The sequence below is a fragment of the Pulveribacter sp. genome (genome assembly GCF_032079985.1).
Classification (GTDB): Bacteria; Pseudomonadota; Gammaproteobacteria; order Burkholderiales; family Burkholderiaceae_C; genus Melaminivora.
This window is the reverse complement of record NZ_DAMATK010000002.1, coordinates 182,099-203,242: the sequence shown is the minus strand read 5'-3', so window position 1 is coordinate 203,242 and position 21,144 is coordinate 182,099. Positions and strand designations below refer to the sequence as shown.

At 67.9% G+C, this 21,144-nt stretch carries 20 protein-coding genes and 1 tRNA gene (1 of these 21 running past the window's edge); 12 read left to right on the top strand and 9 right to left on the bottom strand.

Annotated features, from left to right (window positions below; translation table 11 throughout):
• Positions 1-22: transfer RNA gene (locus RT282_RS07265), tRNA-Asn, on the top strand (it extends 154 nt beyond the left edge of the window).
• A 90-nt stretch (positions 23-112) separates the two neighbouring features.
• Here RT282_RS07265 and RT282_RS07260 read toward each other — a convergent pair.
• Positions 113-418 carry a hypothetical protein gene (locus tag RT282_RS07260; RefSeq protein ID WP_313312953.1) on the bottom strand — a complete coding sequence of 102 codons (306 nt, stop codon included), beginning with the start codon at positions 416-418 and terminating at the stop codon, positions 113-115.
• Positions 419-593: 175 nt separating this feature from the next.
• Between RT282_RS07260 and RT282_RS07255 the strand changes: the two genes are divergently transcribed.
• Positions 594-995, top strand: coding sequence for a BLUF domain-containing protein (locus RT282_RS07255; RefSeq protein ID WP_313312951.1), 402 nt, complete (start codon positions 594-596; stop codon positions 993-995).
• Between the two features lie 128 nt (positions 996-1,123).
• Here RT282_RS07255 and icd read toward each other — a convergent pair whose 3' ends face one another.
• Complete coding sequence (gene icd, locus RT282_RS07250; protein WP_313312949.1) at positions 1,124-2,383, bottom strand: NADP-dependent isocitrate dehydrogenase; 1,260 nt, start codon at positions 2,381-2,383, stop codon at positions 1,124-1,126.
• A gap of 235 nt (positions 2,384-2,618) precedes the next feature.
• Between icd and RT282_RS07245 the strand changes: the two genes are divergently transcribed.
• Positions 2,619-2,849, top strand: coding sequence for a hypothetical protein (locus RT282_RS07245; protein ID WP_313312947.1), 231 nt, complete (start codon positions 2,619-2,621; stop codon positions 2,847-2,849).
• 95 nt (positions 2,850-2,944) lie between these two features.
• The gene (locus RT282_RS07240; RefSeq protein WP_409519462.1) at positions 2,945-3,415 is read left to right on the top strand and encodes a DUF192 domain-containing protein; all 471 of its coding nucleotides are present in this window, start codon (positions 2,945-2,947) and stop codon (positions 3,413-3,415) included.
• Between the two features lie 95 nt (positions 3,416-3,510).
• On the opposite strand, the gene RT282_RS07235 is transcribed toward RT282_RS07240, so the two are convergent.
• From RT282_RS07235 to xseA, 3 genes are all read right to left on the bottom strand, one after another.
• A complete protein-coding gene (locus RT282_RS07235; protein ID WP_312759582.1) occupies positions 3,511-5,748 on the bottom strand; it encodes an NADP-dependent isocitrate dehydrogenase in 2,238 nt (745 codons plus the stop codon).
• Positions 5,749-6,048: 300 nt separating this feature from the next.
• A complete protein-coding gene (locus RT282_RS07230; RefSeq protein WP_313312943.1) occupies positions 6,049-6,633 on the bottom strand; it encodes a Fe-Mn family superoxide dismutase in 585 nt (194 codons plus the stop codon).
• Between the two features lie 151 nt (positions 6,634-6,784).
• Positions 6,785-8,116, bottom strand: a complete 1,332-nt coding sequence (gene xseA / locus RT282_RS07225) for an exodeoxyribonuclease VII large subunit (protein ID WP_313312941.1) — start codon at positions 8,114-8,116, stop codon at positions 6,785-6,787.
• A 341-nt stretch (positions 8,117-8,457) separates the two neighbouring features.
• Between xseA and RT282_RS07220 the strand changes: the two genes are divergently transcribed.
• Genes RT282_RS07220 through kdsB form a run of 5 tightly spaced genes read left to right on the top strand, consistent with a single transcriptional unit; the run spans position 8,458 to position 11,564 of the window.
• Complete coding sequence (locus RT282_RS07220) at positions 8,458-9,093, top strand: MotA/TolQ/ExbB proton channel family protein (protein ID WP_312306418.1); 636 nt, start codon at positions 8,458-8,460, stop codon at positions 9,091-9,093.
• An 18-nt stretch (positions 9,094-9,111) separates the two neighbouring features.
• A complete protein-coding gene (locus tag RT282_RS07215; RefSeq protein WP_312306420.1) occupies positions 9,112-9,549 on the top strand; it encodes a biopolymer transporter ExbD in 438 nt (145 codons plus the stop codon).
• Positions 9,550-9,570: 21 nt separating this feature from the next.
• Entirely contained in the window at positions 9,571-10,572 is a 1,002-nt protein-coding gene (lpxK, locus tag RT282_RS07210) for a tetraacyldisaccharide 4'-kinase (protein ID WP_313312940.1), read from the top strand.
• A gap of 12 nt (positions 10,573-10,584) precedes the next feature.
• Positions 10,585-10,773 carry a Trm112 family protein gene (locus RT282_RS07205; RefSeq protein ID WP_312306424.1) on the top strand — a complete coding sequence of 63 codons (189 nt, stop codon included), beginning with the start codon at positions 10,585-10,587 and terminating at the stop codon, positions 10,771-10,773.
• Complete coding sequence (kdsB, locus tag RT282_RS07200; protein WP_313312938.1) at positions 10,770-11,564, top strand: 3-deoxy-manno-octulosonate cytidylyltransferase; 795 nt, start codon at positions 10,770-10,772, stop codon at positions 11,562-11,564. Before RT282_RS07205 ends, kdsB begins: the two co-directional genes overlap by 4 nt.
• An 18-nt stretch (positions 11,565-11,582) precedes the next feature.
• Here the strand turns inward: kdsB and RT282_RS07195 are convergent, their stop codons facing one another.
• Positions 11,583-12,005: a DoxX family protein gene (locus tag RT282_RS07195; RefSeq protein WP_313312936.1), complete on the bottom strand. Its 423-nt coding sequence runs from the start codon at positions 12,003-12,005 to the stop codon at positions 11,583-11,585.
• Positions 12,006-12,234: 229 nt separating this feature from the next.
• On the opposite strand from RT282_RS07195, the gene adk reads away from it, so the two are divergent.
• Positions 12,235-12,891 (top strand): adenylate kinase, encoded by a 657-nt coding sequence (gene adk / locus RT282_RS07190; RefSeq protein ID WP_312306430.1) that lies wholly within the window; start codon positions 12,235-12,237, stop codon positions 12,889-12,891.
• 50 nt (positions 12,892-12,941) lie between these two features.
• Here adk and RT282_RS07185 read toward each other — a convergent pair whose 3' ends face one another.
• Positions 12,942-13,895, bottom strand: a complete 954-nt coding sequence (locus RT282_RS07185; protein ID WP_313312934.1) for an asparaginase — start codon at positions 13,893-13,895, stop codon at positions 12,942-12,944.
• A gap of 97 nt (positions 13,896-13,992) precedes the next feature.
• On the opposite strand from RT282_RS07185, the gene lexA reads away from it, so the two are divergent.
• Positions 13,993-14,667, top strand: coding sequence for a transcriptional repressor LexA (gene lexA / locus RT282_RS07180; RefSeq protein WP_312306437.1), 675 nt, complete (start codon positions 13,993-13,995; stop codon positions 14,665-14,667).
• Between the two features lie 164 nt (positions 14,668-14,831).
• A complete protein-coding gene (locus RT282_RS07175) occupies positions 14,832-15,158 on the top strand; it encodes a hypothetical protein (RefSeq protein WP_313312932.1) in 327 nt (108 codons plus the stop codon).
• Positions 15,159-15,296: 138 nt separating this feature from the next.
• Here RT282_RS07175 and hrpA read toward each other — a convergent pair whose 3' ends face one another.
• Positions 15,297-19,310: an ATP-dependent RNA helicase HrpA gene (gene hrpA, locus RT282_RS07170; RefSeq protein WP_313312926.1), complete on the bottom strand. Its 4,014-nt coding sequence runs from the start codon at positions 19,308-19,310 to the stop codon at positions 15,297-15,299.
• Between the two features lie 71 nt (positions 19,311-19,381).
• Positions 19,382-21,106 carry a long-chain fatty acid--CoA ligase gene (locus RT282_RS07165; RefSeq protein ID WP_313312925.1) on the bottom strand — a complete coding sequence of 575 codons (1,725 nt, stop codon included), beginning with the start codon at positions 21,104-21,106 and terminating at the stop codon, positions 19,382-19,384.
• Positions 21,107-21,144 lie beyond the last annotated feature (38 nt).

Below are 21,144 nucleotides of genomic sequence, written 5' to 3'. Positions count from 1 at the left end.
TCGAGCCCAGGTTGAGGAGCCACTTCAAAGGCCGTCCTGATCTCTCAGGACGGCCTTTTTTGCTTCGCCGGCCGGCTCCTGGACATTCGCCCCTCCGGCAGGACATCCCCCTTCAGGCGACGCGCACCTCGAAGTACGCCTCCTCCGTTTCCCCGATCTGCGAGAGTGCCCGCTCGCGGGCCGTGACCGAAGCCTTTTGCCAGCGCCCGGCCAGTGCCTTGTCGGCATCGGTGACCACGTCGGCGCCTTCCAGTGACAGCACGGCATCGAGCGTCGCAGCCACTTGCTCAGGCCCGCCCAGTGCGCGCTCCAGCTCACGGGAGTAGCGGGTCTCTGCCGTGATCCGGGCATCAGCCGGCAGGCTGGACGGTGCGTCGTGTAGAGCGACGATGTACAAGGATTCGGCAACGGTTTCCATGGTGGTTCCTGAATGTTGATACTGTATTAATTTACAGTATTTTCATTCGACTTTTCCATATCGACCCAGAGATTTCTTTCCCTGGGTGATACATTGTCCTGCCCGCCAAGGACATCATGCGTGAGCCTCTTTTGACTTCCAGCAGTCCCTGCCGCCCCGTTCAAAGGACCTCGCCATGAGCAACGAAGCACTATCTCAGTTCGCCTACTACAGCACCTTGGCCGACGGTCACAGCGCTAGCTGTGTAGGCGCCATCATCAAGGCCGCCCGGGCCTTCAATGCCACGCATGGGATTACTGGAGTACTCCTGTTCGACGGCGAGCGCTTTTGCCAGTACATCGAGGGCGAGCCCACCACGCTTGATATGCTGGTCCAGCGCATCCGACAAGACGCGCGGCACAAGGACGTTGTCACCCTGCTTCACGAGCCCCTGTATGGAGGCAGACGCTACCCCAGCTGGTCCATGGCTTTTTCCGACGTGGACGAAGACGCCATCATTGAGCAGATGATCGCCCGTACCCCCCATGCAGCGCTGGCGCTGCTCAAGGACAGGCATTTGACGCTGGATATCGGCTGACGCGGCGCAGCGGGGCGGCCCTGCAGTTGCCTCCACATAGAGGGGCTATACGGCGACAAGCAACAAAAAGCCCGGGCCCGCTGAGGATGAGGCTGACGACGGGGAGCGTGCAGCTCCCTCGAATCGCTCTACATGTGGTCGATCATGACTTGGCCGAAGCCTGAGCAACTGACCTGCGTCGCCCCCTCCATCAGGCGCGCGAAGTCATAGGTCACCTTCTTGCTCAGGATGGCCTTTTGCATCGACGAGATGATCAGATCGGCGGCTTCCGTCCAGCCCATGTGGCGCAGCATCATCTCGGCCGACAGGATCTCCGAGCCGGGGTTGACGTAGTCCTTGCCGGCATACTTGGGTGCCGTGCCGTGCGTGGCCTCAAACATGGCCACCGAGTCGGACATGTTGGCGCCCGGCGCGATGCCGATGCCGCCCACCTGCGCGGCCAGGGCGTCCGAGACATAGTCGCCGTTGAGGTTCAGCGTGGCGATCACGCTGTACTCGGCCGGGCGCAGCAGGATCTGCTGCAGGAAGGCGTCGGCAATGCTGTCCTTGATGGTGATTTCCTTGCCGGTGCGCGGGTTCTTCAAGCGCATCCACGGGCCGCCGTCGATCAGCTCGGCGCCGAACTCCTTGGCCGCCAGGCCATAGCCCCAGTCGCGGAAGGCGCCTTCCGTGAACTTCATGATGTTGCCCTTGTGCACCAGCGTCACGCTGGGCTTGTCCTGGTCGATGGCGTACTGGATGGCTTTGCGCACCAGGCGCTCCGTACCCTCACGGGACACCGGTTTGACGCCGATGCCCGAGGTCTCGGGGAAGCGGATCTTGGTCACGCCGAACTCGTCCTGCAGGAACTTGATGAGCTTCTTCGCCTTGTCGGACTCGGCTTCGAACTCGATGCCGGCGTAGATGTCCTCCGAGTTTTCCCGGAAGATGACCATGTGGGTCTTCTCGGGCTCCTTCACCGGCGAAGGCACGCCCTTGAAGTACTGGATGGGGCGCAGGCAGACGTATAGATCAAGCTCCTGGCGCAGCGCCACGTTCAGCGAGCGGATGCCGCCGCCCACGGGCGTGGTCAGCGGGCCCTTGATGGACACCACGTACTCGCGCACGGCGGCCAGGGTTTCCTCGGGCAGCCACACATCCGGACCATAGACGCGGGTGGATTTCTCCCCGGCATAGACCTCCATCCAGTGGATGCGGCGTTTGCCGCCATAGGCCTTGGCCACCGCCGCGTCCACCACCTTGAGCATGACGGGTGTGATGTCCGCCCCCGTGCCGTCACCCTCGATGAATGGAATGATGGGCTGGTCTGGCACGCTCAGTGTCATGTCGGCGTTGACGGTGATCTTCTGGCCTTGCTCGGGCACCTGGATGTGCTGGTAGCTGCTCATGTGCGTGGGTCTCCGTGGGAATGCGGTGAACAAATGACAAACGGGAATCGTGGGAATCGTGCGGAAAAGCCCCAACCCGGCGAGGCCTGCCGCCTGAGCAGGCACCCGGAAATTCTAGCCACTGGCCCGCACGCACCCGCGTCAACGGCCAGGCGAGCAGTCCCGTTGTGGACAGGCGGCATCACAAAGCGCCGCGCAAACCAACCTCATCTTCCTTGTTTCGGAACTGGCAATCATGAAAAAACTTCTCGCTGCACTGACAGCCGGCCTGCTGGCCGCCGGCGCCTGGGCCCAAGCCCCGGCAGCACCCGCTGAGGCGCCCGCCCCGGCCGTGAGCGCCACCCCTGCCACTACCGCCCCGGAGGCCAAGACCGCCAAGGCGCCCAAGGTCGCCAAGACCCGCAAGGCCACACACAAGAAAGTGGCCAAGAAGCACACCAAGAAGGCCGCCCGCCACACCGCCTGATCCTCGCGCTCCTTGCAAAGCCCGCAAAATGGCAGCTTCTGCCCTTGCGGGCTTTTTCAACTTCGGCCGTCATGGCCGCCATGCCCTGACTGCCCATGCCTCTACACGTGATCCGAACGCTTTTCTCCACCCTCGCGCTGGCCCTGGCGGCGCTGTCGGGCGGCCCGGCCACCGCACAGTCCGGCCCGCAGCTGGACCTGCCCCGCGTGGAACTGGCGGCCGGCATGCACCGAATCGACGCCCAGGTAGCGCGCACGCCGGAGCAGCGGCAGATCGGCCTGATGCAGAGGCGTGACATGCCGGCGCACGAGGGCATGCTGTTCATCTTCGACCAACCGGCCACGCAGTGCTTCTGGATGAAGAACACCTTGCTGCCGCTCACGGCCGCCTTCGTCGCCGACGACGGCACCATCGTCAACCTGGCCGACATGAAACCGCAAACCGAGGATTCGCACTGTTCCGCCAAGCCCGTACGCTACGTACTGGAAATGAACCAGGGCTGGTTTTCCAAGCGCGGGCTGAAGGCCGGCGCGCGCCTGTCCGGCGCACCATTCGCCGGCAAATAGTTCCCTAGACAGCAAAAAAGCCGGCCGCCTTAACGGGCAGCCGGCTTTTTTCTTCTCTGGGCTCAAGGGCCGCCCCTACGGGCGGCCCGTGCGCGTCAGGCAACCATCTTCTGCAGCGCCCCGTTGAACGTGCTGCTCGGACGCATCACGGCGTCCAGCTTGGACAGCTCGGGCAGGTAGTAGCCGCCGATGTCCGCCGGATGGCCCTGCACGGCATTCAGCTCGTCGACGATCTTCTTCTCGTTGTCGGCCAGCTCCTGGGCCAGGGACGCGAACTGGGAGGCCAGTTCCTTGTCCTCGGTCTGGGCGGCCAGCTCCTGCGCCCAGTACAGGGCCAGGTAGAAGTGGCTGCCGCGGTTGTCCAGCTGGCCGGTCTTCGGGCTCGGTCCCTTGTTGTTGTCCAGCAGCTTGCCGGTGGCGGCGTCCAGCGTCTTGGCCAGCAGCTTGGCGCGCGGGTTGTTGTTCTTGATCCCCAGGTCTTCCAGCGACACGGCCAGCGCCAGGAACTCGCCGAGCGAATCCCAGCGCAGGTGGTTTTCTTCCGTCAGCTGCTGCACGTGCTTGGGGGCCGAGCCACCCGCACCGGTCTCGTACATGCCGCCGCCGGCCATCAAAGGCACGATGGACAGCATCTTGGCGCTGGTGCCCAGTTCCATGATGGGGAACAGGTCGGTCAGGTAGTCGCGCAGGATGTTGCCCGTGGCGCTGATGGTGTCCTGGCCGCGGATCACGCGCTCGAGCGTGTAGCGCATGGCGCGCACCTGGCTCATGATCTGGATGTCCAGGCCCGTGGTGTCGTGCTCGTGCAGGTACATCTTCACCTTGGTGATGAGCTCCTTCTCGTGCGGGCGGTAGGCGTCCAGCCAGAACACCACCGGCATGCCCGAGTTGCGCGCGCGCGTGACGGCCAGCTTGACCCAGTCGCGAATGGCCGCGTCCTTGGTCTGGCACATGCGCCAGATGTCGCCGGCTTCCACGTTCTGGCTCATCAGCACCTCGCCCGTGTTCAGGTCGGTGATATTGGCCACGCCGTCCTCGGGGATCTCGAAGGTCTTGTCGTGGCTGCCGTATTCCTCGGCCTGCTGAGCCATCAGGCCCACGTTGGGCACGGTGCCCATGGTGCGCGGGTCGAACGCGCCGTGCCACTTGCAGAAGTTGATCATCTCCTGGTAGATGCGGGCGAAGGTCGACTCGGGCATCACGGCCTTCACGTCCTTCAGGCGGCCGTCCGGGCCCCACATCTTGCCGCCGTTGCGGATCATGGCGGGCATGGAGGCGTCCACGATGATGTCGTTGGGCGAGTGGAAGTTGGTGATGCCCTTGGCCGAGTCCACCATGGCCAGCTCGGGGCGGTTCTCGTGGCAGGCGTGCAGGTCGCGCAGCACTTCTTCGCGCTGGGCGCTGGGCAGCGTTTCCAGCTTGTCGTACAGGTTGACCATGCCATTGTTCACGTTCACGCCCAGCTCTTCGAACAGCTTGGCGTGCTTCTCGAACGCTTCCTTGTAGAAGATGCGCACGCAGTGGCCGAACACGATGGGATGCGAGACCTTCATCATCGTGGCCTTGACGTGCAGCGAGAACATCACGCCGGTCTTGCGTGCGTCCTCGATCTGCTTTTCATAGAACTCCAGCAGTGCCTTCTTGCTCATGAACATGGAGTCGATGACCTCGCGGTCCTTCAAGGCCACCTTGGGCTTGAGGACGATGGTCTTGCCGCTCTTGGTGATCAGTTCCATCTTCACGTCGCGCGCACGGTCCAGCGTCATGGACTTTTCGCCATGGTAGAAGTCGCCGTGGTGCATGTGCGAGACGTGCGAGCGCGAGGCCTGGCTCCACTCGGCCATGCTGTGCGGGTTCTTGCGCGCGTATTCCTTGACCGCCTTGGGAGCGCGGCGGTCGGAGTTGCCCTCGCGCAGCACCGGGTTCACGGCGCTGCCGATGCACTTGTTGTAGCGCGCGCGGATGGCCTTTTCTTCCTCGGTCTTGGGGTCCTCGGGGAAGTCGGGGATGGCGTAGCCCTTGTCCTGCAGCTCCTTGATGGCGGCCATCAGCTGGGCGACGGAGGCGCTGATGTTGGGCAGCTTGATGATGTTGGCGTCGGGCTGCAGCGTCTTCTTGCCCAGTTCGGCCAGGTTGTTGGGCACCTTCTGCCCGTCACCCAGGCACTCGGGGAATTCGCCCAGGATGCGCGCGGCCACCGAGATGTCGCTCTCGGCCACGTTGATGCCGGCCGGCGCGGCGAACGCGCGCACGATGGGCAGCAGCGAAGCCGTGGCCAGGCGCGGGGCCTCGTCGGTCAGGGTGTAGATGATGGTCGGTTGTTGAGTGCTCATCCGTGTCTCTCAAGGTCAGAAATAACGCAGGGGTTGGCGGTCTTGCGTGCCGGCGCGTGGCCTTTGGCGCGACGGCTTTGGATTGTGCGCGACGACGAAGGCAGAACTTTCGTTTTTTGCAACGGAATACCGTCATGCAAAATTTAACGTGGTCAGTCCGCAGTTTTTTAGCGCTTTGCCGCCCTGTCGTCCACTTTCACACCGCGCCGCCCAGGAAAAAGGGCCCTGGAATCGCTCCCAGGGCCCTTTGGCCGCCCGCGCCGCGCAAGGGCAGCGCGGGCAGGACGGATGCCGACGGTATCAGCCGGCGAAATTGGCTTCGGCAAACTTCCAGTTGGCCAGCTTGTCCAGGAAGGTCTCGACGAAACGCGGGCGCTCGTTGCGGTAGTCGATGTAGTAGGCGTGCTCCCACACGTCCACCGTCAGCAGGGCCTTGTCCTCGGTGGTCAGCGGGGTACCGGCGGCGCCCATGTTGACAATGTCCACGCTGCCGTCGGCCTTCTTGACCAGCCACGTCCAGCCCGAACCAAAGTTGCCGGCGGCGCTCTTGACGAAGGCTTCCTTGAAGGCGCTGTAGCTGCCCCACTTGGCGCGCACGGCGTCGGCCAGCGCTCCGGAGGGCTCACCGCCACCGTCGGGGGTCATGCAGTTCCAGAAGAAGGTGTGGTTCCAGATCTGCGCGGCGTTGTTGTAGATCCCGCCGCTGGACTTCTTCACGATCTCCTCCAGGGGCATGTTCTCGAACTCGGTGCCCTTTTGCAGGTTGTTCAGGTTCGTGACGTACGCCTTGTGGTGCTTGCCATGGTGGTACTCCAGCGTCTCCTGGCTGTAGTGCGGCGCCAGCGCATCGATGGGATAGGGCAGCGGCGGCAGGGTGTGTTCCATGGTGTTTCCTTCTCGTTAGGGATGAGGTCGGCCGCCCGCGGCACGACGGCCCGGCGGAGCGAACGGACCATTGTAGGAAACCACGGCGCTTTTCGCTGTAGGCAGCGGCCGGTATCGGCACCGGGCGCACGGCTTCTGGGGCCGCGCGCCGCTACAGCAGGCGCGGCTGGGCGACTGTCAGGTCCACCTGCCCGCGCGCCAGCGTGGCGCGCAACGCATCGCCGGTGCGCAAGCCGGCGGCATCGGCCACGGTATGGCCCTGATCGTCGGTGAGCACGGCGTAACCGCGCTCCAGCACGCGCTGCGGGTCCAGCAGCGCAAGGCGCAGCGCCAGCTGCTCCAGGCGCTGGTCATGGCGCTGCAGGCCCTGCGCCAGCTTTCGGGGCAAATCGGCCTGCAGCGCTTGCTGGTCATGCGCAAAGCGCTGCAATTTCAATAGCACGGCGTGGCGCATGCGCTGCGCCAGACGGGCCAGCTGCAGCTGCTGGCGCGCGGCCAGGCCCGAGGGCCGGCCCAGGCGCTGGGCGGCCATGTCCAGGCGCTGCAGGCGCTGGTCGATCTGCCGCTGCACGCTGTCGGCCAGCCGATCGGCCAGCAGCTGCAGCACGCCCAGCCAGACCTCGCGCGGCTGCGCCACCAGCTCGGCGGCAGCGGTGGGCGTGGGTGCGCGCAGATCGGCGCAGAAGTCGGCGATGGTGAAGTCCGTTTCATGCCCCACACCGCTGATCAGGGGCACCGGGCTTTGCACCACCATGCGCGCCACGCGCTCGTCGTTGAAGGCCCACAAATCCTCGATGGAGCCGCCGCCGCGCACCAGCAGGATAGCGTCTATAGGCGGGGCATCTCCGAGGGCCAAATCGGGCTCCAGCGCCCGCCCCTGCTGCGCGAGCAGATACAGTTTTGATAGCGCCTCGCAGATCGACGCCGGCGCCTGTGCGCCCTGCACCAGGGCCGGCACCAGTACCACGGGGATGTGCGGCACGCGCCGGCGCAGCGCGGTGACCACGTCGTGCAGCGCCGCCGCGCCGGGCGAGGTGACGATGCCGATGCCGCGCGGCAGGGCCGCCAGGGGCCGCTTGCGCGCCGGGTCGAACAGGCCTTCGGCCTCCAGCTTGGCCTTCAGCCGCAAGAATTCCTCGAACAGCGCGCCCTGGCCGGCGCGGCGCATGTCTTCGACGATCAGCTGCAGGTCGCCACGCGCCTCGTACACGCCCAGCTTGCCGGCCACCTCGACCAGTTCGCCGTCGCGCGGCGCGAAATCCAGCTGCTGGGCGGCACGACGGAACATGGCACAGCGGATCTGCCCGTCACGGTCCTTCAGGGTGAAGTAGCAGTGCCCGCTGGCCGCACGTGAAAAGCCGGTGATCTCGCCGCGCACCGCCACCGGGTTGAAGCGCGCCTGCAGCGCATCAGCAATGGCGCGGCACAGCGCCCCAACCTGCCATACAGGCCGCGCCAAACCTGGGTTTTCGGTCTCAAACATAGGCGGGGCGCGGCTTTGCGGGCGATTGGGCCATGGCAGTAGTCCACAGAAAGCGGCCAGCGGCGCGGGCCACGTGCCCGCGGGCGCATACCATGGTTGCGCTCTTGACAGGATCGCAAGTCATTGATTTAGAAAAGATTTTTTCCGCTGAAATTTTCATCGGACCACCGCAACCCTGCAATGACGCGGCCCCGCGCTCGCTCGGCAGAGGGTTTCCCACAAAGTTATCCACAGAAACGGTGGATAAGCCGAGCGCTGCTGTCGCCGCGCGGCCAGCGAAAGGCCTGTGTGCGCTGCGCCATAATCGCCCGCTGCCTTCCATAGCCTGAGTGGAGTGAGAATTGCTGTCGATCATACAAGCCGCCGGTTGGCCCATCTGGCCCCTGCTCGCGTGTTCCGTCCTGGCGCTGGCGCTGGTCATCGAGCGCTTCGTGGCGCTCAAGACCGCCCGTGTCGTGCCCCCGAAACTGCTGGATGAGGCCATCTCCGTCTCCTCCAAGGGGCTGCCGACGCCCGACACCGTGAACCAGCTGGCGCAAAGCTCCGCTCTGGGCGAGGTGCTGGCCGCCGGCCTGCGCGCCCGCACCGCCCACCCCGGAGCGACGGATGCCGACCTGCGCGCCGCTATGGAAGGGGCCGGTCGCGCGGCGGCGCACCGGCTGGAGAAGTACCTGAGCGCCCTGGCAACAATCGCCTCGGCCGCGCCGCTGCTGGGCCTGCTGGGCACGGTGGTAGGCATGATCGAAATCTTCGGCTCGCAGGCCGGCGGCGGCGCGGCCGGCGTGGGCGGTGGCAACCCGGCGCAGCTGGCGCACGGCATCTCGGTGGCTCTGTACAACACGGCCTTCGGCCTGATCGTCGCCATCCCGGCGCTGATTTTCTGGCGCTACTTCCGCAGCCGGGTGGACGCCTACCTGCTCACCCTGGAGCTGTCGGCCGAGCAGTTCGTGCGCCATCTGGCGCGGCTGCCACGCTGACGAGAGGGCGACGCCGCCATGAACTTCCGCCCCCGCACCCCGGAAGAGCCGGAGATCAACCTGATCCCGTTCATCGACGTGCTGCTGGTGATCCTCATCTTCCTGATGCTGACCACCACCTACAGCAAGTTCACCGAGCTGCAGCTGACCCTGCCGGTGGCGGACGCCGAGCAGCTGCGCGACCGCCCGCGCGAGATCATCGTGGCCGTCGCCGCAGACGGACGCTATGCCGTGAACAAGAACACGCTGGAGGGCCGCGGGGTGGACGGCCTGGCGCAGGCGCTGTCAGGCGCGGCCGCCGCCAGCAATGCCGGCACGGGTACCAACGTGGTCATCATCAGCGCCGACGCCTCGGCCCCGCACCAGGCGGTGGTCACGGTGATGGAGGCCGCGCGCCGCGTGGGCCTGACGCAGATCACCTTCGCCACCCAGACCTCGGGCGCAGCCCAGCGTTAGGCGTGAGGCGTTGAGGCAGCCATGAGCGCCCGCCTGCGCCAGGCCTGGCAGCACCGCGGGCCGCTGGCACGGCTGCTCTGGCCCCTGTCCCTGCCCTACCGATGGCTGACGGCCCTGCGCCGCGCACTGTATGCGGCGGGCGTGCTGACCCGCACGCGCCTGCCGGTGCCCGTCATCGTGGTGGGCAACGTGATCGCCGGCGGCGCCGGCAAAACCCCTGTGACCATCGCTCTTGTGCGCCACCTGCAGGCGGCCGGCTGGCGGCCCGGCGTCATCTCGCGCGGCCACGGCCGCCAGGGCAGCGAGGTGCGCCCGGTGCTGGTGGCCTCCAGCACGGCAGCCGAAGTGGGTGACGAACCGTTGCTGATCGCCCGTGCCACCGGTGTGCCGGTCTTCGTGGCCGCCCGGCGGGCACAGGCCGGTCAGGCGCTGCTGGCGACGCACCCGCAGATCGACGTGCTGGTCTGCGACGACGGCCTGCAGCACCTGGCCCTGGCGCGCGACGTGGAGGTTTGCGTGTTCAACGACCAGGGCGTGGGCAACGGCTGGCTGCTGCCCTCTGGGCCGCTGCGCGAGCCCTGGCCGCGCGCCGTGGACTTCGTGCTGCACACCGGCACCGCGCCCGCCGGCGGCCATGCCCCGCGCTTTGCCCTGCGGCGCACGCTGGCCGCCGACGCGGTGGACGGCACCGGCCGCACCGTACCGCTGACCAGCCTGGCGCACGAGCGGCTGCACGCCGTGGCGGCTATCGCCCGGCCGGAGGACTTCTTCGCCCTGCTGCGCGCCCAGGGCCTGCGGCCCGAGGTCTGCGAGGCGCTGCCCGATCACTATGATTTCAGTAGCTGGCAGCGCTCACCTGATAAGGGTTTGAGGCTGATTTGCACCGAAAAGGATGGTGTCAAACTGCAGCCCCTGTACCCCGACGCCCTGGCCGCTCCGCTGCGGCTGCACGTGGATCCGGCCTTCTTCGCCGCGCTGGACGCGCGCCTCGCGTCGCTATCATCGACTGCTTCATTGGAATAGCCCTGCCCTGCCATGGACCCGAAACTGCTTGAACTGCTGGTGTGCCCCGTCACCAAGGGCCCGCTGATCTATGACCGCGAGCACCAGGAGCTGGTCTCGCGCAGCGCGCGGCTGGCCTATCCCGTGCGCGACGGCATCCCCGTGCTGCTGGAAAACGAGGCCCGCACCCTGACCGACGACGAGCTGGAGGCGCGGGCGTGAGCGCCACGCCCGCAGCGTTCACCGTTCTCATCCCCGCGCGGCTGGCCTCCACCCGCCTGCCGGGCAAACCGCTGGCGGACATCGCCGGCCTGCCCATGGTGGTGCGCGTGGCCCGGCGCGCCGCGCAAAGCGCCGCCGCCCGCTGCGTGGTGGCGGCCGACGACGAGCGCATCCTGCAGGCCTGTCAGGCGCACGGCGTGCAAGCCGTGCTGACGCGCGCCGACCACGCCAGCGGCAGCGACCGCCTGGCCGAGGCCTGCGAGCTGCTGGGCCTGGCGGAAGGCGACATCGTGGTCAACGTGCAAGGCGACGAGCCGCTGATCGAGCCAGCGCTGATCGACGCCGTGGCCACCCTGCTCACCCAGCGGCCCGAAGCCGCCATGGGCACTGCCGCCCACCCGATTGCCAGCGCGCAGGACCTGACCAACCCCAACGTGGTCAAGGTGGTGACCGACGCCCAGGGCCTGGCCAGCTACTTCAGCCGCGCGCCCATTCCCTTCGCGCGCGATCACGCCGAGGGCAGTGCCTGGTGGCAGGCGGGCGGCGCCCCGGCCGGCTTCGCGCCGCTGCGCCACATCGGCATCTACAGTTACCGCGTGGGCTTCCTGCGCGGCTTTCCGCAGCTGGCCCCTGCGCCCACCGAGCAGCTGGAGCAGCTGGAGCAGCTGCGGGCCCTGTGGCACGGCCACCGCATCGCCGTGCACGTGAGCCCGCAGGCGCCCGGCGCCGGCGTGGACACGCCCGAAGATCTGGAGCGGGTGCGCGCGCTGCTGGCCGCAGCGGCGGGCTGAGGCCCTTTTGTGCTTCGGCTACGCCCGCACCGGGCGGCGGCCCTCGACGCTGTAGCGGCCCGGCCCGAAGGCGGCCAGCACCAGCAGCCCGCCGACGATGGCGATGTGCTCGTTGAAGATGATCTTCTGCAGCATCTGCGCTTCGGCCGGCATGGCCCACCAATTGTGGAAGATCACGCCCGCCACCAGGGTGAACAGGGCCAGCGTCAGGCTGGCCCAGCGGGTGCCCCAGCCCAGCACCAGAGCGAGGCCGCCCAGCACCTCGATCGCGATGGCCAGCGCGGCGCCGGCCTCGGGCATCGGCAAGCCCTTGGAGGCGATGTAGGAGACCGTGCCGGAGTAGCCGCCCAGCAGCTTGCCGATGCCAGCCGGCAGGAACAGCCAGGCCAGCAGCAGCCGGCCCAGCAGGGCCAGGGTGTTTTGAAACGCAGGAGAAGACATGCTGAAACTCCTCATCAAAAACAGGTGGGAGCTCAGTGTGCCGCAGGGCCGCCGGCCTGTCAGCAACCGGCGCCGGCGGGCCGTTTCCGCGTCAGCTGCGTGCCGGGCACGCGTGTTATTCTCGCCCGCCTGATAGATGAAGCAGCCCCGGCCCCGCGCCGTTCCTGAGGCCTGCCAGCGCCCTTGCGGCGCACCCCAGATTTGTAAAAACCCCCGAGAGGACCTTCCCATGAGACTGATCTTGCTGGGCGCTCCAGGCGCCGGAAAGGGCACGCAGGCCGCGTTTATCTGCCAGAAGTTCGGCATTCCGCAGATTTCCACCGGCGACATGCTGCGCGCCGCCGTCAAGGCAGGCACGCCCCTGGGCCTGCAGGCCAAGGCCGTGATGGACGCCGGCCAGCTGGTGAGCGACGAGCTGATCATCAACCTGGTGAAGGACCGCATCGCCCAGCCCGACTGCGCCAACGGCTTCCTGTTCGATGGCTTCCCGCGCACCATCCCGCAGGCCGACGCCATGAAAGCGGCCGGCGTGAAGCTGGACTATGTGCTGGAGATCGACGTGCCGTTCGATGCCATCATCGAGCGCATGAGCGGGCGCCGCTCGCACCCGGCATCCGGCCGCACCTACCACGTCAAGTTCAACCCGCCCAAGGTCGAAGGCCTGGACGACGAGACCGGCGAGGCCCTGGTGCAGCGCGAGGACGACAAGGAAGAGACCGTGAAGAAGCGCCTGGAGGTCTACAGCCAGCAGACGCGCCCGCTGGTGGATTACTACTCGAGCTGGGCCGAGGCCGACCCGGCCAACGCGCCCAAGTACCGCGCCATCAGCGGCACGGGCACGGTGGAGCAGATCACCGAGCGCGCGCTGGCCGCCCTGTCCAGCTAAACCGCCCCCGCCCCATGGCCGACGCCTCGCCTCCGCGGGGCGTCGCCGTTTCAGCGGTCCATCAGCTGCAGCATCAGGCTGACGCGGGCCTTCACGGGCGACAGGCCGGGTGCGCTGCTCCAGGGTGCATCCGGCGGCAACGCCAGCATGCGGCCCTGCGGGCAGCGCGAGGCCACGCACACCGCCACGCCGGCGGCCGCGGCGCGGGTCAGGGCCTGCTCCAACTCCTGGTGCAGCGTGCCGTTGCCGGTCGCGGCGGCCACCAAGCCGTCCACCACCCCGGCAGTCACCAGCGCGTCCACCACGCTGCCGTCCGCCCCGGCGTGGCTCAGCACGATCTGCACGCGCGGCCACGCCAACTGGCCCAGCCGCGCGGCCAGGCCGCCGTGGCGCGGGACCGACGCCTCGGGCGCGCGCGCGTGCGCCCAGCGCACGGGACCGGCGTCCATCCAGCCCAGCGGACCGCCGTCGCCGGAGGCAAAGGCATCCAGTCGCAGCGGGTGCATCTTGGCCACCTCGCGCGCGCCGTGCACCACGCCGGCGGCCACGGCCAGCACGCCGTGCGCGTCGGGCTCGGCGGCCAGCGCCACGGCATCCAGCAGGTTCTGCGGCCCGTCGGGCGCCAATGCCGTGGCTGGGCGCATGGCGCTGGTCAGCACCACCGGCTTGTGCGTGGGCAGCAGGTTGTGCAGCAGCCAGGCGGTTTCCTCCAGCGTGTCGGTGCCGTGGGTGATGACGATGCCGGCTACGGTCTCGTCGGCCAGGTGCACCAGGCAGCGCTGCACCAGCCGCTCCCACAACGCATGGGTCATGTCCTTGCTGTCCACCTGGGCCAGCTGCTCGGCCACCAGAGGTCCGCGCGCCGCCTGCGCTAGCTGCGGCACAGCCGCCAGCAGCTGCGCTATGCCCAGCTGCCCGGCCGTGTAGCCAACGCTGGCGCCTGGCACGTCCGAGGTGCCGGCAATGGTGCCGCCCGTGCCCAGTACGACGATTTTTCCTGCCATGCCTCTTGCATCCTCTGAAAAACTGTTCAAAAATACAGATACTGGATCAAACAACAGTACTACCCGACCGTTGACCCCCTCCCTCATGGAGCAAGCCATGTTCACCAGCCCCAAGCTCACCGCCCGCCAGCAGCAGATCCTGGACCTGATCCAGACCGCCATCGCGCGCACCGGCGCGCCACCCACGCGCGCCGAGATCGCGGCCGAGCTGGGTTTCAAGTCGGCCAACGCGGCCGAAGAGCACCTGCAGGCCCTGGCTCGCAAGGGGGTGATCGAGCTGGTCAGCGGCACCTCGCGCGGCATCCGGCTGCGCGGCGAGACCGTGCGCAGCATCAACGCGGCGCGCGGCGCCCAGTTCAGCCTGCCCATCCCCGGCCTGGATCAGCTCACGCTGCCCCTGATCGGCCGCGTGGCCGCGGGCTCGCCGATTCTGGCGCAAGAACATGTGGACCAGAGCTACGTGGTCGAGGGCACGTTGTTCCAGCACCGGCCCGACTACCTGCTCAAGGTGCGCGGCATGTCCATGCGCGATGCCGGCATCATGGACGGTGACCTGCTGGCCGTGCAGTCCACGCGCGAGGCGCGCAGCGGCCAGATCATCGTTGCCCGCCTGGGCGATGAGGTCACCGTCAAACGCCTGCGGCGCACCGGGGGCGCCATCGAGCTGCTGCCCGAAAACCCCGACTACCCGGTCATCCGGGTCGAGCCCGGCGAGCCCTTCGAGATCGAAGGCCTGGCCGTGGGCCTGATCCGCAACACCATGCTGATGTAGGCGCAAGCCTGCACCAGCGCTGCCGCAGGTGGCGGGCGTCTGGCTTGTGGGCTGTCCAAAGCCCTACAAGCCGGCCCTGCGGATGGGCGCAAGTTTGCTTTTCATTCGGCAATCCTGCCTGTGTCCATCTTGTCGCCCTCTTGGTGAGGGTTGGGAGTTTTCACATGGCGTCCGCCTTGCTCGCTTGGTCTTCGTCGCTGCCGCTCGTCTCCGCCGTCAGCCGCCCGCTGCGCCGCGTGGCCTATCAACTGAGAGGGCGGGCCCGTGCGCCCTGGTGCCCCGCCATCCCGCAGGCCGTGCCCAGCGTGGCGTTGCATCTCGTTCCAGTGGCCCCTCAGACCGCGCCGGCGGCACCTGTGCAGCGGCCGGCTTCACCTCGGCCGCTGCGCGTGATCATGCGCCCCCAGAGCGACGGGGCCTGCCGGCTGGTCATCTCCGGCCGCATGGCCGACGTGTGCGCCGAGCTGGACCGGCTGGCGCTGGCTTGCTGACCGCTCGGCTGGCAGACCGAAGTTTCGGTCACACAGCGATCTATTCCAGGCCCTAGGCCGGCCACAGCGCTGCCGTGCTGCGCGGCCATACGCCTCTCAGGATGCCCGGCGGTTACATACAGGCCGCGTCCAGTCGATTCATGAGCCCAACTGAGCCCAGATCTTGTCCAGCCGCTTGGTGCTCACCGGATAGGGCGTGCGCAGCTCCTGCGCGAAGAAGCTTACGCGCAGCTCCTCCAGCATCCACCGGTATTCCTGCATGCGCGCGTCCTGCTGACCTTTGCGCTCGGCCAGCAGGCGCGTGTAGCGCTGCTCCAGTGGCTGCAGCTCCTTCAGACGCACGGCGTCGCGCGCAGGGTCGGCGCGCAGCTTGTCCAGGCGGCTGACGATGGCCTTCAGGTAGCGCGGATAGTGCTGCAGCTGGGGCCAGGGCACCGTGGCCAGAAAACTGCGCGGCATCAAACGCTGCAGCTGCTGGGTGGCATCGGCCACGGCCTCGCGGGCGTTCTTGGTGTCCTTGAGCTTGCGCTGCACGGCGGCGTATTCCTGCAGGATGGCGCCAGTCAGCCGGGCCACTTCGTTGGCGATCAGTGTCAGCCGGGCGCGGCCCTCCTGCACACGCTGCTGGAACTGGGCTTCATTCACCGGCAGCGGCTCGGTCAGAAATGCGCGCTCCAGCGCCACGCCGATGATCTGCGCGCGCAGTTCCTCCTGCGTGCCCAGCGGCATGTAGGCCACGGCCATCTTCTGCAGATCCGGGACGTTCTTTTCCAGGTACTTCAGTGCGTCGCGCAGCTGCAGCGCGAACAGCCGCACCAGGCCGGCGCGGTGGCGCGCGGCGGCGGCCTCCGGCTCGTCGAAGACCTCGATGGCCACGGCGTCGCCCTGGTCGGTGAGCGCAGGAAAGCCGATCAGCGTCTGGCTGCCCTTGCGGATCTCCATCAGCTCGGGCAACTCGCCGAAGCTCCAGGCGGTGTAGCGCGCCTCGGCGCGCTGCGGCGCCGGCGCGGCGCGAGCCTCCTCATTTTTGATAGCTGCTGGCGCTTTACCTGCGGGCTTTTGCGGTGATTTTGATGCCGAAACTGGCTCTGGATCAGCGCTGCCAGCTATCTTTAATGAAGCAAGCGCCTGAAAGGCCCCGCGCGCACGGGCGCCAAGCTCGGCCTTCAGTGCCGCCAGGTTGCGGCCCTGGCCCAGCTGGCGGCCGTGCTCGTCGGTGATGCGGAAGTTCATGAACAGGTGCGGGCTGAGCATGTCCAGCTTGAAGTCCGCGCGCTTCACATCGAGCGAAGTCTCATCGCGCACCGCCTTCAGCAGCGCATTCACCAGGCTGCCCTGCGCCCACACGCCGTCCTGCGTGAACCGCTGGGCCAGCCGCGCGGCGCTCTCGGGCAGCGGCACGAAGCGGCTGCGCGGGCGCTGCGGCAGGCTTTTCAAAAGCGCCTGGAGCTTGTCCTTGAGCATGCCCGGCACCAACCATTCGGCGCGCTCCTCGCTGACCTGGTTCAACACGAACAATGGCACCGTCACGGTGATGCCGTCGCGCGCGTCGCCCGGCGCGTGTAGGTAGCTGGCGCTGCAGTCCACGCCGCCCAGCTTGACGGTGCGCGGGAAGTTCTCGGTGGTGATGCCCGCTGCCTCGTGGCGCATCAGCTCCTCGCGCGACAGGCGCAGCAGATTCGGCTGATTCTTCGCCGCCACGCGGTACCACTTGTCGAAGGTGGCGCCGCTGAACACGCCCTCGGGCAGCAGCTGGTCGTAGTAGGCAACGACCAGCTCCTCGTCCACCAGCACGTCCTGGCGGCGGCTCTTGTGCTCCAGCTCTTCCACCTTGCGCACCAGCTTCAGGTTGGCGGCCAAGAAGGGCCAGGGCGCGTCCCACTCGCCCTGCACCAGCGCCTGGCGGATGAAGATCTGGCGCGCCTCGTGCGGGTCGATGCGGCCATAGCTGACCTGCCGGCCGCTGTAGACCACCAAGCCGTAGAGCGTGGCGCGCTCCAGCGCCACCACGTCCGCCTGCTTCTTGCTCCAATGCGGTTCCAGCAGTTGCTTTCTCAACAGGTGGGCGCCAACCTGCTCCAGCCATTGCGGCTCGATGGCGGCGATGCCGCGGCCGTACAAGCGCGTGGTCTCCACCTGCTCGGCGGCGACGATCCAGCGCCCGGGCTTCTTGGACAGGTGCGCGCCCGGGTGCGGGTGGAACTTGATGCCGTGCGCGCCCAGATAGGCGTCGGCCTCCTCGGCGCGAAAGCCGATGTTGCCCAGCAGGCCCGAAAGCATGGACAGGTGCAGCGCCTCGTAGCCGGCTGCTTCGGTGTTCAGCGGCCATTGGTGCTCGCGCACCACCGTAAGCAGCTGCGAGTGGATGTCGCGCCACTCGCGCACGCGGCGGATGCTGATGAAGTTTTGGCGCAGCAGCTGCTCCCACTGGCGGTTGCTCAGGCGGTGGCTGTCGCCGGCCTCGGCGGGCGCGGGCTGGGCGGCCACGGGCGCTGCCGGCGCCTGCTGGCGCCGCGCCACCGGTAGCACGGCCAGGTTGCGCGGCGCGCCGGCAGTGCGCGCTGCCCCCTGGGCGGCCATCTCGCGCCGGCTCAAGGCCACCTGCTTGCCGCCGCGCGCGTCGTGCAGCCATTGCCACAGGCGCAGGTAGCCGCTGAATTCGCTCTTCTCGTCGTCGAACTTGGCGTGCTGCTGATCGGCCTGCTGCTGCGCGTCCAGCGGGCGGTCGCGCACGTCCTGCACCGACAGCGCGGCGGCCACGACCAGCACCTCAGCCAGGGCGCCGCGCTCGCGCCCTTCGACGATCATGCGACCCACGCGCGGGTCCAGCGGCAGGCGCGCCAGTTCGCGGCCTGTGGGCAGCAGTTGGCCGCGCTCGTCCACGGCCCCCAGCTCCTGCAGCAGCTGGTAGCCGTCGGCGATGGCCCGGCCCGTGGGCGCCTGCAGAAAGGGGAAGTCGATCACGTCGCCCAGGCCCAGCGACTTCATGCGCAGGATGACGCCGGCCAGCGACGAGCGCAGGATCTCCGGGTCGGTGAAGGCGTCGCGCTGCAAAAAGCCGGCCTCGTCGTACAGCCGGATGCAGATGCCGTTGGCCACGCGTCCGCAGCGGCCGGCGCGCTGGTTGGCCGCGGCCTGGCTGATGGGCTCGACCAGCAGCTGCTCGACCTTGCTGCGCAGCGAATAGCGCTTGACGCGCGCTGTGCCGCTGTCGATCACGTAGCGGATGCCGGGCACGGTGAGCGAGGTTTCGGCCACGTTGGTGGCCAGCACGATGCGGCGCTGGCCGTGGGGCTCGAAGATACGGTCCTGCTCGGCCTGCGACAGGCGCGAGAACAGCGGCAGCACTTCGGCATTGCGCAACACGGGCGAGTGCTGCAGGTGCTTGCGCAAGTGGTCGGCGGCCTCGCGGATCTCGCGCTCGCCGGGCAAAAAGACCAAGATGTCGCCGCCGGCACCACCGGCCCACAGCTCGTCCACACCCTCAGCGATCGCGTCGTTCAGGTCGAAGTCGCGCTTTTCCTCGAACGGCCGCCAGCGCACCTCCACCGGGTAGGTGCGGCCCGAGACCATGATGACCGGCGCCGGGCCTTCGTCGGAGGCGAAATGCCGGGCGAAGCGCTCGGCGTCGATGGTGGCCGAGGTGACGATGACCTTCAGGTCCGGGCGCCTGGGCAGCAGCTGCTTCAGGTAGCCCAGCAGGAAGTCGATGTTCAGGCTGCGCTCGTGCGCCTCGTCGATGATCAGCGTGTCGTACTGCGACAGCAGCGGGTCGGACTGCGTCTCGGCCAGCAGGATGCCGTCGGTCATCAGCTTGACCGAGGCGCCCTTGTGCAGCGTGTCGGCAAAGCGCACCTTGTAGCCCACCACCTCCCCCAGGGGCGTATTCAGCTCCTGGGCGATGCGCTTGGCCACGCTGGAAGCGGCAATGCGCCGTGGCTGGGTGTGGCCGATCAGCCTCCCGCGCGTGCCATCGGGCGCATTGCATCGGCCCCGGCCCAACGCCAGGGCCATCTTGGGCAGCTGCGTGGTCTTGCCCGAGCCCGTCTCGCCGCACACGATGACGACCTGGTGCTGCGCGATGGCCGCCATGATTTCATCGCGGCGGGCGCTGACGGGGAGGTTTTCGGGAAAGGTGATCGACAAGGCCATGAGGTGCGGGAAAAGCGAAAGGGCTGCACAGCGCAGCCCTTTCTCACATATGGAGCAATTCCCGCATTTTCCTACTGCGCGGCCGCCCCCGCCGGCTTGTGCTCTTTCTCCTGCAGCAGCCGCCACATGACCTTGCCGCTGCCGCTCTTGGGCAAGGCCGGCACGAACTCCACCGAGCGCGGCGCCTTGTACACGGCCATGTTGGCGCGGCACCAGTCCAGGATGTCCTGCTCGGTCGTGTGCTCATGCCCGGTGCGCAGCACCACCACGGCCTTGACCGACTCGCCGCGGTAGGCGTCCGTGGTGCCGATCACGCAGGCCTCCTGCACGGCGGGGTGGCGGAACATCAGCGCCTCCACCTCGGCCGGCCAGACCTTGAAGCCGCTGGCGTTGATCATGCGCTTCAGGCGGTCGGTGATGAAGAAGTAGCCGTCCTCGTCCACCCGTCCCAGATCCCCGGTGCGAAAGAAGCGCTTGCCTTCCAGCTCGAAGAAAGCCTGGGCCGTGGCGTCGGGGCGCTGCCAGTAGCCCTCGAACACCTCGGGGCCGTGCACCACGATCTCGCCCTGCTCGCCCTGGGGCAGCTCGCGCAGGGTTTCGGGGTCGACCACGCGGGCGTCCGTGCTCATGAAGGGAATGCCCAGGCACTGCTGCTTAGGCGCATCCACCGGGTTGCTGTGCGAGGGCGCGGCCGTCTCCGTCAGGCCGTAGCCCTCGCAAAAGCGCAGGCCGTACTGCTCCAGCAGGCGCTGAGCCACGGCCTGCGGCATGGCGGCGCCGCCGCCGCCGATGTACTTCAGGCTGGACAGGTCGAACGAGGCGAAGTTGGGGCTGCCCAGCAGGTCGATGACCATGGTGGGGATGTTGGTCCAGGTGGTCACCTGGTAGTGCGAGATCAGCCGGCCGGCCAGCTCGCGGTCCCAGCGCGGCATGATGACCACGGTGGCGCCCAGGTAGATGGAGGTGTGCAGCACCGACACCATGCCGGTGATGTGGAACATGGGCACCACGGCCAGCACCACGTTCTCGCTGGTGCCGTTGGCCCACGCTGCGCCAGCCACGGCGTTGTGGTTGATGCTGCGGTGCAGGTGCATGCAGCCCTTGGGGTGGCCGGTGGTGCCGCTGGTGTAGGGCAGCACGGCCAAGTCGTCGCGGCCCACGGTGTGCGGCGGCGGCGTGTCCTGGCAGGCCAGGGCGTCGGCCCAGGCGTGCACGCTTCCGCCTTCCAGCTGCGCGGCGGCTCGCTCGGCGGTGAGCCACTCGCGCCATGCCTCGGGCGGCGCGGCCGGGCCTTCCGCCTGGGCGTCGAAGGCGTCGGTGAAGCGGGTGACCAGCAGGTGCTCCAAGCGCTTATCGCCCGGCAGGGCGTTGCTGGCCTGGGCCAGGCCGGGCGCCAGGTCGGCGGTGGTGATGGCCACGCGCGCGCCGGAGTCCTGGATGTAGTGCTTGAGCTCCTCGGCCATGTTCATCGGGTTGACCGGCACCACCACCGCGTTGGCGCGCCAGATGGCGTAGTGCGCCAGCACCAGCTGCGGCGTGTTCTGCGCCAGCAGGATGACCCGGTCGCCGCGCCGCACGCCGACGCCGTGCAGCCAGGCGGCCAGGCGCTCGGCGCCCTCGTGCAGCTCGCGGTAGCTGGTCGTGCGGCCCAGGAAGACCAGCGCCGCCTTGTCCGGATAGCGGCGCGCGTTGACGGCCAGGTTGTCCCAGACGCTGGTGGCCGGGACGGTGATCGAGTGGGGCAGGCGCTTGGGCCAAAAGGTGTAGTGGGCGGGAGGGGTGGTCGGTTCAGGCACGGCGTTGGGCAAAGGGGGGGAGTGGAAAAAGGCGCAAG